The sequence below is a fragment of the Bartonella sp. CE47NXGY genome (assembly GCF_042195415.1).
Classification (GTDB): domain Bacteria; phylum Pseudomonadota; class Alphaproteobacteria; order Rhizobiales; family Rhizobiaceae; genus Bartonella.
The window spans coordinates 25,263-42,290 of sequence record NZ_JBHIOI010000001.1 but is presented as its reverse complement, the minus strand read 5'-3'; the positions used below and the strand labels follow the sequence as shown (position 1 = coordinate 42,290).

The window sequence follows — 17,028 nt, the reverse complement described above, 5'->3', positions numbered from 1 at the left end:
TTTTCGCTTATGACGGAGCAAGTTAGCACCATCGTTATATTTACCAGCCCCCTCAACATCCCTTGGTACGTGAAACGGATTATAAGAGGTACTTTTAGTTCTTTCGTTAACAATTTTTATTCACACGCCAACCCCGTTTATGACATGCAAGAAAGTAATTTTCATCGATTCAATATGGAACAAATTTGAAATAAGAAAACTTGACGATATTCCGAGGGCAATTCGATATGAGTTGCGCTAAATTATCTTTATAATCAATATATTATATGCACTTTACAGATGTACGTATTCAAAAAAGCACTTAATTTTGAACTTCTGAATGAACCTTTTAATTCTGATATTTCATTTTTATAAGCTTATATTGAAATTTTACTGTTTTGGAACTAAAATGAGAACATAGATTGAAAATTTCTCATTTTAATTTCTTCTAAAAGAAGCATAAAATACTCGCTTGTCGCTTACAAGCGAGATTTAGTGTGTCAATAAAAAACATCTAAGAAAGACTAAAACACCCTCACGTCCATCTCAATCAAGATCAAGTATATTGGTGGTCAATAGAATGAAGCGATCAGCTTAGTTCATAAAACACCCGTTTTTAACATTTGTGAACGTATGATCATTCTTAAATGATCTATGGACTTCAACCGTCCATTTTCCTCATAATACCAAAAGGTCCAACCATTACAACTCTGCGAATCTTGAGCCTTTCTTCCCATTGCGTGAATTGAGCCCGCTTCACCACCATGCATAATCGTACCATCAGCTCTTACAATAGCAGATACTTGCTTCTTACGATCATACAGAACTTCTCCAGGATAGAGTAAACCTGCTTCAAGCAAACTGTTGAATGCTACGCGCGGTTCTGCTTTTTTTCTATCCAAAATCGCTAGTTCTGGTTGCGCTAAAGGTTGAACCGCCGCAATTCTCTCACATGCTGCATCGATGTAATCTTGCTCGCGTTCAATCCCAACAAAATCACGCCCTAAAAGCTTGGCAACAGCACCTGTTGTTCCCGAACCAAAAAACGGATCGAGAATAACATCACCAGGTTTACTAGAAGCCATAATAATACGCGCTAATAACGCTTGCGGTTTTTGTGTTGGATGTAATTTACGCCCCGAATCATCCTTTAAACGTTCAGCTCCAGTGCAGAGAGGGAAAAGCCAATCTGAACGCATTTGTAGATCTTCATTTGCCGCTTTTAAGGCATCATAATTAAATGTGTACTTTTTATCTTTTTGATCTCGCACGGCCCAAATAAGCGTCTCATGAGCATTTTGAAAACGGCGCCCTCGAAAATTAGGCATCGGATTATTCTTGCGCCAAATAATATCATTAAGCATCCAAAAACCTAAATCTTGTAATGCCGTCCCAACCCGAAAAATATTATGGTAAGATCCGATAACCCAAAGTGTTCCGTTGGGTTTTAATACACGACGACAAGCAAGCAACCATGCACGAGTAAAAGCATCATAAGCAGCAAAACTCTCAAACTGATCCCATGCATCATCAACCGCATCAACAAGCGAATGATCTGGACGGTATAAAGCTCCATCCAATTGCAAATTATAGGGTGGATCCGCAAAAATCATATCAACAGAATGTTTTGGAAGTTTTTCTAAAACGGAAACACAATCTCCTTTAAAAATTTTATTGCGCCATGGCATTTGTGAGGGAGTACGAAGGAAATCTTTTTGAAGCTGAATAACTGTCATGAAAAACCCAACAAAATTAACTGAATTTGCCCTATAATCAACCAAAATAGTTTATAGGCCCGCATTACCCATCTATATTTACAAAATAGCGTAAACGTATCGTTAAAGTTCTACAAAATTGATGATTGTTTTTGTTTTTTTAGTAAAAAAAACTTTCATATGAATGAAACCTTAATTTTTTTTTCAATGTACTGTTCCCATATCTTTTATTTCGTAAAAGAATTAAGAATCATTTTCAAAGCGTATTTTTATGAAATAAGATCTTCTCAATATCGTTTTCATGAAAGTTGTCCATCTCGTAACATGTAAAGGAATATCTTATGCCTCAGATAGATCTTATTATTTTTGATTGTGACGGAGTTCTCGTCGACTCTGAATATCTTGCAGCAAAAATTGGATCTCAATTGCTCAAACAAACAGGATATGAAATATCACCCGAAGAATTGAGTGAGCGTTTTGCAGGGCTTATCTTTCGCGATATTCTTAAACACGTTGAACAGGAAACAGAAAAACCTATTTCTGCTCATCTCATAGATCAAATGACTAATATTTTTCGTACACAAATAAAAACTAAATTACGGGCTATTGATGATGTAAGAGAAGCTGTAGAAATTATCCAAACACGCTATCCCTACTGTATCTGCTCTAATGCAAAAAGCGTAGATATAAAAGAGATGCTCATCACGGTTGATCTCTATGACCTTTTTGAAGGTAAAATATTTTCAGCACCTGAAGTTGGAACAAAAAGAACGAAACCGGCCCCTGATGTTTTCCTTTTTGCCGCACAACAATTACAGGCAGAGCCCCAAAACACTATCGTTATAGAAGATTCACTTCATGGTGTACACGCAGCCATAGCAGCAGGCATGCGTGTCATCGGCTTTACGGGAGGATCACATAGCTATCTTGGCCACTCTAATGCACTTGCAGAAGCTGGTGCAGAAACAGTTATTGCAAAACATGCTCATTTAGGAGAAGTCTTAGAAGCAATGGCAGTATGGCGAGATCTATTATAAAAAATCTCTTGAATATATCAATTTGTAAACTCTTGTAAGAAGCATTTTTATTCAAATGTCCTGCTCTTCTCGCTGCTCCTTTTATAATAACTTCAATAAATGCGTAATTCACGACACGGGTGAATTGCATCTCAATGTGAAGGAAAAATATAGCGCCTCATTGAAATCATAAGTCTGTTAACCATTGCACGTGCTTTAAAAAAAGCCAAAAACAGGGGTGCCAACTCATGAAAATTAAACCCTGCTTATCTATCTCAACTCCGATATCCCACTCCCAACCTCAGCAGCTCATCCTGATAAATTATTATATTTGTCAAAAAAGGAATATTACGATGCCTTGCTCGATAAGATGTGAGAATTACTAGCCTCTTTCATCTGATCAAAAAAATCACATACTATGGTAAAATTGTAAGGGATGTGCCTATTGATCATGGAAAAAATATTAAAATTCGCGGAATCTATGGAACACAAGACTTTATTGAAAATGACAAATGCGTCCTTGTTGAGTTACAAAGGCTTATATTTACTCAATCCAAATCTCATAAACTTGTTGAAGGCTTATTTACTTTGCTGCTTAAATAGTATTTTAACAGCATCAATTGGTACAACCTCCCTAAGATTACAAAAAACAAAAAGAATACACTCTTATGAAGATGTGCATTTTATAAAAAATATTTCATACCAAGTAATTTACAGACAATATATTGATTTATAATCATAATTTATCATGATTCAAATTAAGCAAAAAAACCGAATATTGTAAGATTCTCTCATTTCAAACCTAGATATGCTGAATTAAATAAATAAAGAAATAAAAATGCCTTTTAATGAATCATCTCAAAAGGCAAAAATTGTAGCAACATTAGGAGCGAGAAAAGTGTATGGCAATGCCATCTTTCTTCTTTATAAACGTCAAAAATTCTGATGCCCTAAGAATTTTATATTATGGGGGCTTTATCATCATATCTATCATTGCAAAATAGGCTTGAGTACCTTGAGAACGGTTTCTTTAAAAAAGCACATAAATATGAAACATATAATCATGTTAAACAAGCGACAGCGATACCAATAGTTGCTTAAAATTTTCCGAAAGCACTTAATAGCCTTTTTAAATAAGCAATGAAATCAGATCTTTTCAAAAGTAATCCACTTTCTAAAAATAAAAGCGGCTTTTCAGTTTGGAAAGAAGAAAGTGTTGAAAATATTATCTAATGCTGATCTTTCGGCACTCATAAATATGTCTAAATTATATTCTTCTATACACTGCCTTGCATCATAGTAATATGCTGTTCACATTGGCGATAAAAAGATAATATCATTTATCTCTATCCAATTCGAGCTCTACTTTACACTATGAGAAAATTGTACATTTTTTAGTATCTATAACATATTATTATCTATAAGATAAATGTATATATTTAATAGTAAAGTAAGAATTATTATTCTGATATCACGATGCAATTAAATAACCATTGAATAATAATTTAATAATATCTATAGAACACACATTCTACAATAATGACTATCTATAATAAATACTATAAATAATAAAATTTTAGCGTGTCCATTCATATTTTAATTGTTAATAATATTTTTATAACCACATCATAATCTTCATTTTTTCTATTATACTATCGATAATAAATAATTTTTTATATATTTAATATGTAAAAATTTTGATCAATTTTATTATCTATAAATGTATTTAAAAAATATATTAATGTCATTTTATAAAAATTATACGATAACCATATGTTATTTTATATATAACACATAATAAAATATTGTATAAAGTTTTTAAAAAATATAATTTGTAATTATTACTGTTACTTTTTTACAATAACGTTTATAAAAATTATAGTTATATTTTTATATGTATTTTTATTATTGACTAAAAATACATATTGAACTATATGTCTTGTATATAGTGTGATATACATAAACATTATGTATATTTCTTACATATATAACTTAAAAATATTTGAGGTAAAGTTATGGTAAAAATATTTAAAAATTATATTTTAAGCATTTTTATAGCGAGCACTTTTTTTATTTCACAAACTGTAAATGTTAATGCAAACTATTTGAAAAACGATAATCCAAAAGAGGAATTTTCTGTTTTCCCAATGGAACAAGTAAAATATGCGAAATCCGATGTAGTTTCTACGACTGCTTTCTATGCTCCGTCTGTAAATTATCAAACAGAACATGGAACAATAGGTGAAGGAAAATTTGAAAAGGTCGTTGAGCCTATGACTATAGGAATGGGGCTATTGTTTACTGGACATGTAATGAGCTTTATAGGATCGATAATAAGTTGGATAAAGGACATAGTATTGATGTTCAAATAATTCAACCTCGTCTAGAACTCTATAATAATAGCTTTATTATGTGGCTATAATTCATTGTAAATAATTACATAATGAAGCTCATTATGCTACAAAATATAAATGTTGTAGATTACATCCAAATATCCAAAGTATAAATTAAGTATAAATTTACGCATATATATTGAATAGTATAAATATTTGAGGTAAATTATGATTAAATTATTTAAAAATCATATATTAAGTATTTTCATTATTTCTGCCTTTTCTCTTTCTCAGGTTGTAAATGTGCATGCAAACTCTTTACAAAATAGTACTCATCGTGAGAATATTTTTGTTTCTGCAATAGAACAGAAAAGAAAGGATGCAGTCCATACCGTTTCTCTCTATAGACCTAGTCTAAATCGTGGAGTGGGTAATGAAGCTACTATTGAAGGAAAATTTGAAAAGGTTGTTGAACCTCTTACACTCGGGGCTTTTGGTATGGGGATGGCACTTGGATATGCATCAAGTACGATAGGCATGTTTTTAGGATGGATAATAAGTAAAATAATATTGTATTTTAAATCTCGTTAAAATTGAAATTTCATCAGAATAAGACCTTCTCATATGAAATATAAACTATGAACATATTCCGTGTTTATCCATTGTTGATGACAAAAACTAATGAATTATCACACTAAGAGTGAAAAAAGCTTTAAATGCTTCTGTTTCTCTCAATGTGCACTAATTCTGCCGATGCATCTATTCAATTCAGATTAAAATAAAAGTATTGGTGGTAAACTATGATTAAAGTATTGAAAACTTACGTATTAAATATTTTTATAGCAGTTGCTTTTCTGCTTTCACAAGTTATAAATGTTCATGCCAATCATTTGAAAAATGATACTCAATGGGAAACTGTCTCTTTAATAGAACAAGGAAAGAAAAAAGCTATCGATATAGCTGCTCTTTATGTCCCAAGTTTCACTCATAAAGCAAAAAGTGAATCTGCCTTTGAAGGAAAATTTGAGAAAGTGTTTGAACCAATTACGCTAGGAGTTTTTTCTACAGTAGGAGCTTTGGGTTTTGGATTCTTGACTGGATCTGTTATGGCCATATTTAGCGGGATAATCGGATGGGCAATAGGAAAAATTAAAGGCAAATAATTCAAAGATACTTAGTTATTTTTTTCTATTTAAAATGAAAATACTTTACAGCCTGCTTCCCATCATTTAGCAGGCTGTTGTATGTTTTCTATGGATAAACTTTAGGTTACCATACTGTATAGCACAAATATAATATCTATTATTATACAAAGTGATAAATTAAGCTAAAAAAGATTATTCAAAGTATAGATTTGCGCACGAAATGCCATAAAATTACCTCATAAATCTTCCAATGTGAGTTCTGAGATGTATCATTTTAACATTCAGTTTAGCAGATTTAATTGTTACAAAGTATTAAGAGCATAAAATAACTATGAATGATTGAGTTTTATACAAAAGTTCTTCAATAAATACCATTCTATCTATTTAATTTTATTATTTAAGAAGGTGTACAAGTGAAGATACGTTGTAAAATTTAAGTGAATGAATAATAGAGAAAAAAATTTTGACTGTAACAGATTTTCTGTGAACATTTGGCGTTTATATCTCAAAAATAAAAATGCTTAAGGCTATTTCCTTTCATTATTGAATTAAAAAGAAGAAAAGAAGCTCTATCCATTTAATAATTTAAATATTATGAAAAACGTGAAATAAATAACTTCATCAATTTGCCAGAAATAAAAAAAGGATAAGACTTATGGAATATATCAGCACGAGAGGTGAAGCTCCTGCTTTAAGCTTTACGGAAACAATCATGACAGGGTTGGCAAGTGATGGGGGACTTTATTTGCCAGATAAATTTCCTCAGCTATCATTTGATGCGTTACGAGCACTTCGTGGTCAGTCCTATACAACAATTGCTAAAACTATTCTGTGGCCCTTTGTGAATAACGAAATCGAATATACAGCTTTTGAAAATATGATCGCTGAATCTTATGCAACCTTTCACCATCCAGCAATCTGTCCGTTACGACAAACTGGAGCAGATGAATTTATCCTTGAACTCTTTCATGGTCCTACTTTAGCTTTTAAAGATGTAGCAATGCAGTTTCTTTCTCGACTGATGGATTATGTTTTGACTGAAAAAAATAGATGTGCAACGATTATTGCTGCAACATCAGGTGATACAGGAGGAGCTGCAATACAGGCTTTTGCTGGAAAAGAACACTCAGATATTTTTATTTTATTTCCTAAAGGACGTGTATCGCCTGTTCAACAACGGCAAATGACAACCAATCATTGTTCCAATGTTCATGCCATTGCCATTGAAGGAAATTTTGATGATTGCCAAGCTCTTGTCAAAGCAATGTTTAATGACCACAATTTTCGTAAAAAAAGAGCACTTTCAGGTGTTAATTCTATAAATTGGGCGCGTATCATGGCGCAAATTGTTTACTATTTTTCATCTGCACTTTCTTTAGGAGCACCTGATAGAGCTGTTTCATTTACTGTTCCTACTGGAAATTTTGGTGATATTTTTGCAGGTTATGTCGCAGCCCGTATGGGATTACCCATTGCTCAACTGGTCATCGCAACGAATGATAACGACATCCTTGTACGTACATTGACCAGTGGTACTTACAAAACACAACCAATAGTCCATACAACATCACCTTCTATGGATATTCAGGTCTCTTCTAATTTTGAACGTTTGCTCTTTGAAAGTGGCAATCGTGATCCAATGTGGATTCGCAATGCAATGGAAAACTTGAAAAAAACGGGTCTCTTTACTCTTGATGAAAAGCAACTCAAAAATATTCGTTCCCTATTTTCCGCTGGAAAAAGCAACATGGCTGCAACAGCTCAAACAATTGATAGTGTCTATAAGGAAAGTGGCTATCTTGTTGATCCACATACAGCGGTCGCTCTTCAAGTAGCGCGTGAAAACAAAAAACCGCATATTCCAATGATCGTTCTTGCCACGGCTCATCCAGCTAAATTTCCTGATACTATTAAAAGTGCTTGTGGCCTTCATGCTCCATGGCCATCTCATCTCAATGATGTAATGAAACACGAAGAACATTTTATAAATCTTGCTAATGATGAAAAAATAGTAAAAGATTATATTTCTTTAAAATCGCGTGCATCTTATTAAAGTTAGCTGCATTAATTTAAATCAAGAATATTCTGATACCCTTACAATGAGGTATTTAGCTTATTTAATGGAGTTGTAAATACATGGATGTAGATATATGTCGCCTTAGTAATGGTTTGACTATCGCCACACATACAATGCAACAAATTGATAGTGTTGCCCTCGGAATATGGGTTAAAGTGGGCTCACGCAATGAAACCTCCACACAGCATGGTATTGCTCATCTTCTTGAGCATATGGCTTTTAAAGGAACCGAAAACCGTACTGCTTTTCAAATTGCAACCGATATTGAAGATGTTGGCGGTGAAATCAATGCTACAACCAGTATTGAAACAACAGCTTACTTTGCACGTGTTCTTAAAAGCGATATCCCACTTGCTATAGATATTTTAGCCGATATTTTAATGCATTCAAAATTTGACGACGATGAACTAGAACGAGAAAAACAAGTAATCTTTCAGGAAATTGGTGCTGCCCATGACACTCCTGATGACATTGTTTTTGATCACTTTACAGAAACAGCCTTTCGTCATCAATCCCTTGGACGCTCTATTTTAGGAACAGCTAAAACTATTCAATCATTTACATCTACTGATCTCCATGATTTCATCAATAAACAATATAGTGCAGATCGTATGATTGTCGTTGCTGCAGGAGCTGTAAAGCACGAAAGTTTCTTGCGAGAAGTTGAAAGTCGTCTTGGTACTTTTCGCTCCCATTCAACCGCACCTCTTACTAATCTTGCAAATTATGTCGGTGGCGACTTTCGTGAATATCGCGATTTAATGGATACACAAGTTGTTCTAGGGTTTGAAGGACGTGCTTATCACGCGCGTGATTTTTATGCAGCCCAAATTCTTTCTATCATTCTTGGTGGTGGTATGTCTTCACGTCTTTTTCAAGAGGTAAGAGAGAAACGTGGATTATGCTATTCTATTTATGCTTTTCATTGGGGATTTTCAGATACTGGGCTTTTTGGTGTTCACGCAGCTACCGGACAAGAAGGGCTCAAAGAACTTATTCCTGTGATTCTTGATGAACTTTCCAAGGTCAGCAAAAATATTCACGCCAACGAACTGCAACGAGCACAAACGCAATATCGTGCAAATCTGACAATGTCACAGGAAAATCCCTCTAGTCAAGCACATCTCATTGCTCGCCAAATACTCCTTTATGGTCGACCAATTCCAATATCGGAAACAATTGAACGCCTCAATCTCATCACTCCTAAAAGATTAACTGATTTAGCACATCGTCTTTTTACAAACTCCACTCCAACACTAACTGCTGTCGGACCTGTAGGACCCCTCATAAATTTTGATGATTTAACGTCAACTCTTTCATACAAGCTAAAGTAAAAACTTCTTTTCAAAGCAGCATCACAATAACATCACATATTTTATCATAAAATTTACCACAAAAGCTCTCCTCATTAAATAAGTTTTGGAAATATTGGGCAAATAGGCGTACAAAACTACCCAATTCATACTTCATGTGATAAAGATTCTAATAAGTGAAGGTATATCCGTGAAATCTGGAAATTCATGGTTTAACTTTGCCCTTTTAAAATATAAAACTTCATTCGCTTCAGGTTCCATTGAAGCAAATGGGTGTGTGGTCTATTTGTATATAAAATCACATAACTTAAGAAAAAGTGATAACAATTTATTATGTAAATAAATTATAAAAGGTGGACGTTTTTTCTCAAAAGTCGAAATGAAAATTAAACATCCTAAAATATTGAGAGTGGGACATTGTGAAGAGTTTGCGTAAAATAATTGACATCATTTTCATTGTAGTCGTTAGTTCTTTTGTCCATCTTACATCAGCACAAGCAATTGAACCAGTTAAAATTTCTTCTCAAGATGCTGCTCTTGATCTCTCAAAAGCAATTGAAATTCACCATACAAACAACTCTATTTTTCAAACAAGTACAGCACCAGGACCAGATGGTATTGTATGGCGTATTGAAGTGCAGGCAAAAAATGAAAAATTTTCCGGAAATTGGGCAGTTTTTTCTCTTGCAAATCCAACAGATGAACAAGTTGATCGTCTCATCGTTGCCCCCCATTACCGCATGGCACATTCTGGATTTTTTTGGCCAGACCTTGGATCATCAAGGATTCAATCCATAACGCCAAGCGAAGGTTTTTCCCTCGATCGTCAACTTAGTGCAAACTCTGATATCTTTCGTATTACCCTTAACCCTGGTGCTGTTATTACATTTGTGGCCGAACTTAACTCTGCAAATCTACCGCAAATCTATTTATGGCAACCTGAAGCTTATAAAGATGCAATTAATTCTTATACGCTTTATCATGGTATTCTTCTTGGGATATCAGGTCTCTTAGCGCTTTTGTTAACTGTTCTCTTCGTCGTCCGTGGAACAGGGCTGTTTCCTGCAACAGCGGCAGTTGCTTGGGCAGTGCTTTTTTATATTGGTATTGACTTCAACTTTTTAAATAAATTCTTTGCAGTTACACTCACAACCCAACCAATCTGGCGTGCTGGTACAGAAGTAGCACTTACTGCTACACTCTTCATTTTTCTTTTTACCTATCTCAGCCTTAACCGCTGGCATTATCATTTTAGTTACGGTGCTATCGCTTGGACCATTGCGTTTTGCAGTCTAGGAGCCTTTGCTATTTATGATCCCATCAGAGCAGCTGGAATTGCGCGTTTGTCTTTTGGCCTTACCGCTGTGCTTGGTATAATATTAATCATCTATTTCTCAATCAGAAGCTATGACCGCGCCATTATGCTTATTCCAACATGGTTGCTCATTAGCTTTTGGTGTGTTGGAGCCTATGCCTGCATAGCTGGACATTTAAACAATGATATTATCCAGCCAGCATTAGCGGGAGGATTAGTGCTCATTGTTCTTCTCATAAGCTTTACTGTCCTGCAACAAACTTTTTCTAATGACGCTTTCCATGAAGGAATATTTTCCGACCTTGAACAACAAGTACTCGCAGCAAAGGGAGCTGGAAATATTATTTGGGATTGGAATATTGAGCGTGATCGTATTGTTGTACATCCAAACATGGCAACCCTTTTTGGTACTGAAATTCATAACCTCAATGGACCTATGCGCAACTGGATTTCAGCCTTGCACCATGATGATCGTGAACGCTTTCAAGCCGTATTGGATATCATTCTTAAAAATAAAAAAGGGCGCATTGATCAAATTTTTCGGCTTTCTTCCGGTGGTGGTTATTATCATTGGTTTTCTCTTCGTGCACGTCCGGCTATGCAAAAAGATGGAAAAATCACACGTGTCATTGGAACCATTGTCAATATTACTAACCATAAAAAATCCGAAGAACGCTTATTGCATGATGCAATCCACGACAGCTTAACTGGACTTCCTAACCAACAAATTTTCTTTGATAGACTACAAAATTATACCTCTTTAGCGAAAGCAAATATCAAAATTAGACCAACTGTCTTTATGATTGATTTTGACAATTTTCGCCAAATTAATCGCAAATTAGGTATCGCTGTTGGGGATACTGTACTGCTTATAATCGCACGTCGTTTAAATCGTCTCATTAACTTTCAAGACACCTTATCGCGTCTTTCAGCAGACCGCTTTGCAATTATTTTACTCAGTGAAACCGAACCACAAAAAATTGCAGCATTTGCAGATCATTTGCACAAAACAATTTCAGCACCTATTTCACTTTCAGAAAATAAAATAATCCTTTCAACCTCTATCGGATTGGTTACATGGAGTGAAAGCCGGTCGACGGCTAAAGATATTTTTAATGATAGTGAGTTAGCGATGATTCGCGCAAAACAAATGGGTGGGAACCATATTGAACCTTTTCGTCCTAATTTTCGCACTTTGGGTCTCGAACATAATACTCTGGAGAAAGATGTCCATTATGCCATAAAACGTAATGAGATGAAAATCCTCTACCATCCTATTCTTAATTTATCAGACGGACATATTATTGGTTTTGAAACAATTGTAGAATGGCATCATCCCACTTATGGAAATTTAAATGTCTCTGATTTCATAAAAATCGTAGAAAATGAACAAATTGTTATGGATTTGTCACAATTTATCATCGATAATGCCATTATCGATCTTATAAATGTACAAGAAAAGTTTTCCCAACAATCTTTCTTTATTTCAATTAATTTACCAAGCGCAGAAATGATTCATCCTCGTTTTATCAGTCAATTGCGTGCCGCTTTGCTTCGCCATCCGCTCCACAAAGGACGCTTAATGATTGAAATATCTGAATTTGTCTTAAGAAATAATCCTGAACAATCAGCGCACTTTCTTGAACAAATTAAAACACTTGGAATGAATCTCGCACTCGATAATTTTGGAACAGGTTATTCGTCTCTGACCTATCTCGTACGTTATCCATTTGATATGGTTAAACTTGATCGTTCACTTATCTCAATCGACTCTCTTAAGAAGAAAATTGTTCTCAAGTCTATCATTAATATGGCAACAGATCTTAATTTGCAAATTATCGCAGAAGGTGTTGAAAATGAAAAAGAAGCAATCTTCCTCCGTCAAGAAGGTTGTAAATATGTTCAAAGTACACTTGTGACGAAACCGATTGCCATAGAAGAATTAATTACGCTCGTTCAGAGCCATTTCCCTTATAAGATAAAAACATAAGGGATAAAATAACGTGTAAAGTTAAAAAGCTTAGAAAAAACTCTACGCGTGTCCCATTTCAGAAGCAAGATAAGTTGGATCGATACCCATGCGTGTTAAACTTTTATCATACTTGCAGCTTAAATCGCTTTCAAAAAGAAAACTAGGTGATGTAGAACTGATTAGCCACCCATTTGTAGAAATTTCTGCCTCAAGTTGCCCCGCTTTCCATCCAGCATAGCCTAATGCGACCAGTGCATGTTGCGGACCTTGTTCACAACTGATCGCTTTTAATATATCAATTGTCGCAGTAAAACAGATCTTATCTGCAATAAAAACAGTTTCTTCACAAGCATAATCATCTGAATGAAGGACAAAACCACGCGAAGGATCAACAGGACCACCATAGCGAACTGGAAAATTTTTTATCGGTTCAGAAAGACTTTTTTTTTGGCCACTGTCTATGATTCCTAAGTGAAGCAAAAGCTCTGGAAAATCAATATGATGCAATTGATTGAGAATGATGCCCATCGCACCAGCATCAGAATGCGCGCAAATATAAATAACAGAACGAATAAAGCGTTTGTCATTCATTCCAGGCATTGCTATGAGTAATTGACCACCCAAAAAGCCATTACACTGCTTCATTAATCTGCTATTCTCCATAATTTACATGATAAAAGTTTGTTCATTTAGTACACTAGGAAAATAAAACTCCAATGAAAAAAAGTCACATATTTACAAATTTACAAAATATCGCAACTTTCTTTTATAAAAAGCTTTTAGTTACTTTATGCTTAACATTCTTAGTTTTAAAATTACTTAACATTCCTGTAAATGCTCAAACAGAACAAAAACTCCAGCTTTTCGCAACATCTTGGTATGAATCAGAGGGTGGTCGTATCCGATTAGCAATCACTGAACCTTCTCTTTCTGGAATAAGAGAAGGTATTATTGAAATTGTGCTTAAACCAGGATGGAAAACTTACTGGCGTAATCCAGGTAATTCTGGCATGGCACCATTTTTTAATTTCAACCAACAGATTTCTTATGAAATCTTTTATCCTACTCCACAGCTTTTTGAAACAGAAAATGATTGGTCATTAGGTTATAAAGATAAAGTAATATTGCCCTTCAATCTTTCTGGTTCAAGCAAAAATTTAAGTGGTGCTTTCACTCTTGGATTATGTAATAAAATCTGTCTTCCATTTACTGTTAACTTTGATTTTTCGCCATCTGCTCTTAAAAATAAACAGCTTCCTGCTTCCTTCTTAAAAAAGGCGCAAAATTCTTTGCCCCGCATGACGCAGAATGCACTAAAAATAAGTGCTGAAAAAAATAATAGTACCCTTCTTATAAAAATACAAAATAACAACAAAACCACTCCTTCCTCTCTCTTTTTAGATGGAGGAGAAATGCAAATTGGAGCAGCAAGAAAAGTCAGTGATAACGCAGAATATACACTCTTCAGTGCTCCACTCTATTTCACACCAGAAGAAATAAACCAAAAAATTTTTTATACAGTTGCTTTTAAAGATCACGCCTTAAGTGGAACATTCATATTCCATACGCAGCCAACCCCTCTTGCGTCTCCGTGATAAAAGAAAAAGCTCTCAAAAAGCAATTATGCTGGAAAACGTCCATTTTCACGATATTGAGTAATTGCTTTGCGAGCAAGGGCATCTGCGCGTTCATTTTCTGGATGTCCCGCATGCCCTTTTACCCAGTGCCATCTAACTGTATGACAAGAACTAGCATCCTCAAGAGCTTGCCATAGCTCCATATTTTTAACAGGATTTTTTGATGCAGTGCGCCAATTATTCTTTTTCCAATCTTCAATCCACTTAGATATACCGTTACGTACATAAACTGAGTCTGTATAAAGATCGACCAAACAGGGCTCTTTAAGCGCCTTTAATGCACAAATTGCCGCCATGAGTTCCATTTGATTGTTTGTCGTATGGACCTTACCGCCATAAAGCTCCCGTTCATGACCATTCCAGCGTAAAATTGCTCCCCATCCTCCAACTCCAGGATTCCCTGAGCAAGCACCATCTGTATAAATTTCAACGACTTTTTGTTGAGTTGCCATAAAATTTAAAAACCTAATTCACTTAGCGAATTTACATTACTGAAAAAACAAAGCTTGTGCCAATACTCCCATGGATCTTTCTTAATAACAAAGCTATTAGGCGGTGTATTAAACCAATCATATAGACGTGTGAGTAAGAAACGTAGAGATGCACCACGAGCTAATAAGACCATCTTGTCCAATTCTAAAGGGATCAATGGTCTTATTTTTTGATAATTTTCCAATAACTTACGTGCTTTGGTAAGATTATAGGAATGATCAGGCTCAAAGCACCAAGCATTTAAACAGATCGCTAAATCATAAGCAAAAAAGTCATTACAAGCAAAATAGAAATCTATCATCCCAGAAAGACGATGATTCACAAAAAAAACGTTATCATTAAATAAATCTGCATGAATAATGCCTATTGGTAAATTACATGGCCAATTTTCCTGTAAAAAAGCCAATTCCAACTCAATTTTTTGTCCAAATTCTTTTAACAATGCATCTTCTTTGGTTTGACAACGTTGCCACAATACCTTCCAATCCATAACAGAAAGAGTATTTTTACGACTGAGTGTAAAATCCTGTCCTGCTAAATGTAATTGTGCTAACCCCGTCCCCACTTCGCCACAATGATCTATATTGGGCTGGCGGATCCACTCTCCTTCCAGAAAAGTAATAATAGCAGCAGGACGTCCTGCTAGTTCACAGATCATCATTCCATCATTTTGAATAACAGGTTGAGGACAAGGAATTCCACGCTGTCCTAAATGCTGCATCAAGCGACAAAAAAAAGGTAAATCATCTTTTGAAATACGCTTTTCATAAAGTGTTAAAATAAATCGCCCTTGTGTTGTCTCTAACATAAAATTAGAATTTTCAATCCCCTCTTCTATACCTTGATAAGACAAAAGTGATCCTATTGCATAACGTGTTAAAAACACTTTTAAATCATTTGGGTGAATATCTGTATAAACGGCCATTATTCTGCTTTCGTTGTAGACATGTCTGTATTCTGATTTTCATTTTTTGCATTATTTGCTTGACCATTAACGAAAGCCATATCTTGAGACGTTAAAATGACGTCGCGTAATTCGCGACTCACTAAAAATTTTTCCGTTTCTACCACTGTTTCAGCTAATTCTATTGTGACATCATAACGCTCACGAAATGCTGAAATAATTTCATCAATAATAATTTCAGGAGCCGAAGCCCCTGCTGAAAGACTGACTATAGAAAGAGATTTTAGGTTTTCAAAATTAATTTCATCAGCGCGCTGAACTAAAATAGCTTGCCGCGCACCAGACTTTTCGGCAACCTCTACTAAACGTCGTGAATTAGAAGAGTTTGGTGCTCCAACAATCAAAAACAAATCACTCCCCTTTGCCGCTGCTTTAACCGCATCTTGTCGATTCGTTGTAGCATAGCAAATTGATTCAGCCGCTGGTGCTGCTAATGTAGGAAAACGTTGTTGTAATATATCGATAATTCCTGCAGTATCTTCAACAGAAAGCGTTGTTTGTGTAACAAATCCTAATTTATCTGGATCATTGGGTTGATAATGCAAAGCATCTTCTATCGTTTCAATAAGCGTCACAACCCCTTCTTCAAGCTGTCCCATTGTCCCTATCACCTCAGGATGACCAGCATGACCAATCAATATAACATGACGACCATGACGTTGATGTCGTATCGCTTGTTTATGAACTTTCGAGACCAACGGACATGTTGCGTCGAGATAAAACAAATTATAGTATCGTGCTTCTTCTGAAACAGATTTTGGTACACCATGAGCAGAAAAAACAACTGGTTGATTGCGATGTTCTTCTGGAATCTCATTAAGTTCTTCGACAAAAACAGCACCCCGTTGCTGTAATCCCTCAACTACGTAGCGGTTGTGTACAATTTCATGACGAACATATACTGGAACACCATATTTTTTTAATGCAAGCAGAACAATCTGGATAGCACGATCAACCCCTGCACAAAATCCACGTGGACCACAAAGACGTATCGTTAAAGGGGGAAGTCCAGACATAAATCATCCTTAATCTCTATAGTTTTAGCTATATATTCAAACAACCTATTATTA

The 17,028-nt window shown here is 35.0% G+C and carries 13 protein-coding genes; 8 read left to right on the top strand and 5 right to left on the bottom strand.

Features of this window, described 5'->3' with window-relative positions; all coding sequences use genetic code 11:
* Positions 1 to 578 precede the first annotated feature (578 nt).
* A complete protein-coding gene (locus ACFIL3_RS00200) occupies positions 579 to 1,667 on the bottom strand; it encodes a site-specific DNA-methyltransferase (RefSeq protein ID WP_375613050.1) in 1,089 nt (362 codons plus the stop codon).
* A 368-nt stretch (positions 1,668 to 2,035) separates the two neighbouring features.
* Between ACFIL3_RS00200 and ACFIL3_RS00195 the strand changes: the two genes are divergently transcribed.
* The 7 genes from ACFIL3_RS00195 to ACFIL3_RS00165 all read left to right on the top strand — a co-directional run bounded on the left by ACFIL3_RS00195 (position 2,036) and on the right by ACFIL3_RS00165 (position 12,883).
* Positions 2,036 to 2,731, top strand: coding sequence for an HAD family hydrolase (locus ACFIL3_RS00195; RefSeq protein WP_375613014.1), 696 nt, complete (start codon positions 2,036 to 2,038; stop codon positions 2,729 to 2,731).
* A gap of 1,994 nt (positions 2,732 to 4,725) precedes the next feature.
* The gene (locus ACFIL3_RS00190) at positions 4,726 to 5,082 is read left to right on the top strand and encodes a hypothetical protein (protein WP_375628294.1); all 357 of its coding nucleotides are present in this window, start codon (positions 4,726 to 4,728) and stop codon (positions 5,080 to 5,082) included.
* Between the two features lie 189 nt (positions 5,083 to 5,271).
* On the top strand, positions 5,272 to 5,634 hold the full coding sequence (locus ACFIL3_RS00185; protein WP_375628296.1) for a hypothetical protein: 363 nt from the start codon (positions 5,272 to 5,274) through the stop codon (positions 5,632 to 5,634).
* A 209-nt stretch (positions 5,635 to 5,843) separates the two neighbouring features.
* Positions 5,844 to 6,206: a hypothetical protein gene (locus ACFIL3_RS00180; protein ID WP_375613017.1), complete on the top strand. Its 363-nt coding sequence runs from the start codon at positions 5,844 to 5,846 to the stop codon at positions 6,204 to 6,206.
* Between the two features lie 637 nt (positions 6,207 to 6,843).
* The gene (thrC, locus tag ACFIL3_RS00175; RefSeq protein WP_375631597.1) at positions 6,844 to 8,241 is read left to right on the top strand and encodes a threonine synthase; all 1,398 of its coding nucleotides are present in this window, start codon (positions 6,844 to 6,846) and stop codon (positions 8,239 to 8,241) included.
* 83 nt (positions 8,242 to 8,324) lie between these two features.
* Entirely contained in the window at positions 8,325 to 9,599 is a 1,275-nt protein-coding gene (locus tag ACFIL3_RS00170; protein WP_375611135.1) for a M16 family metallopeptidase, read from the top strand.
* A 398-nt stretch (positions 9,600 to 9,997) separates the two neighbouring features.
* Positions 9,998 to 12,883, top strand: coding sequence for an EAL domain-containing protein (locus ACFIL3_RS00165; RefSeq protein ID WP_375672014.1), 2,886 nt, complete (start codon positions 9,998 to 10,000; stop codon positions 12,881 to 12,883).
* 42 nt (positions 12,884 to 12,925) lie between these two features.
* On the opposite strand, the gene ACFIL3_RS00160 is transcribed toward ACFIL3_RS00165, so the two are convergent.
* Positions 12,926 to 13,510, bottom strand: coding sequence for a YqgE/AlgH family protein (locus ACFIL3_RS00160; protein WP_375606402.1), 585 nt, complete (start codon positions 13,508 to 13,510; stop codon positions 12,926 to 12,928).
* Between the two features lie 71 nt (positions 13,511 to 13,581).
* On the opposite strand from ACFIL3_RS00160, the gene ACFIL3_RS00155 reads away from it, so the two are divergent.
* On the top strand, positions 13,582 to 14,460 hold the full coding sequence (locus tag ACFIL3_RS00155) for a protein-disulfide reductase DsbD domain-containing protein (RefSeq protein WP_375681739.1): 879 nt from the start codon (positions 13,582 to 13,584) through the stop codon (positions 14,458 to 14,460).
* 26 nt (positions 14,461 to 14,486) lie between these two features.
* On the opposite strand, the gene rnhA is transcribed toward ACFIL3_RS00155, so the two are convergent.
* The 3 genes from rnhA to ispH are packed head-to-tail and all read right to left on the bottom strand — an operon-like array spanning position 14,487 to position 16,974.
* On the bottom strand, positions 14,487 to 14,954 hold the full coding sequence (rnhA, locus tag ACFIL3_RS00150) for a ribonuclease HI (RefSeq protein WP_375611132.1): 468 nt from the start codon (positions 14,952 to 14,954) through the stop codon (positions 14,487 to 14,489).
* 5 nt (positions 14,955 to 14,959) lie between these two features.
* Positions 14,960 to 15,919: a homoserine kinase gene (locus tag ACFIL3_RS00145; protein ID WP_375613022.1), complete on the bottom strand. Its 960-nt coding sequence runs from the start codon at positions 15,917 to 15,919 to the stop codon at positions 14,960 to 14,962.
* Positions 15,919 to 16,974 (bottom strand): 4-hydroxy-3-methylbut-2-enyl diphosphate reductase, encoded by a 1,056-nt coding sequence (ispH, locus tag ACFIL3_RS00140; protein WP_375611130.1) that lies wholly within the window; start codon positions 16,972 to 16,974, stop codon positions 15,919 to 15,921. Before ispH ends, ACFIL3_RS00145 begins: the two co-directional genes overlap by 1 nt.
* Positions 16,975 to 17,028: the final 54 nt, after the last annotated feature.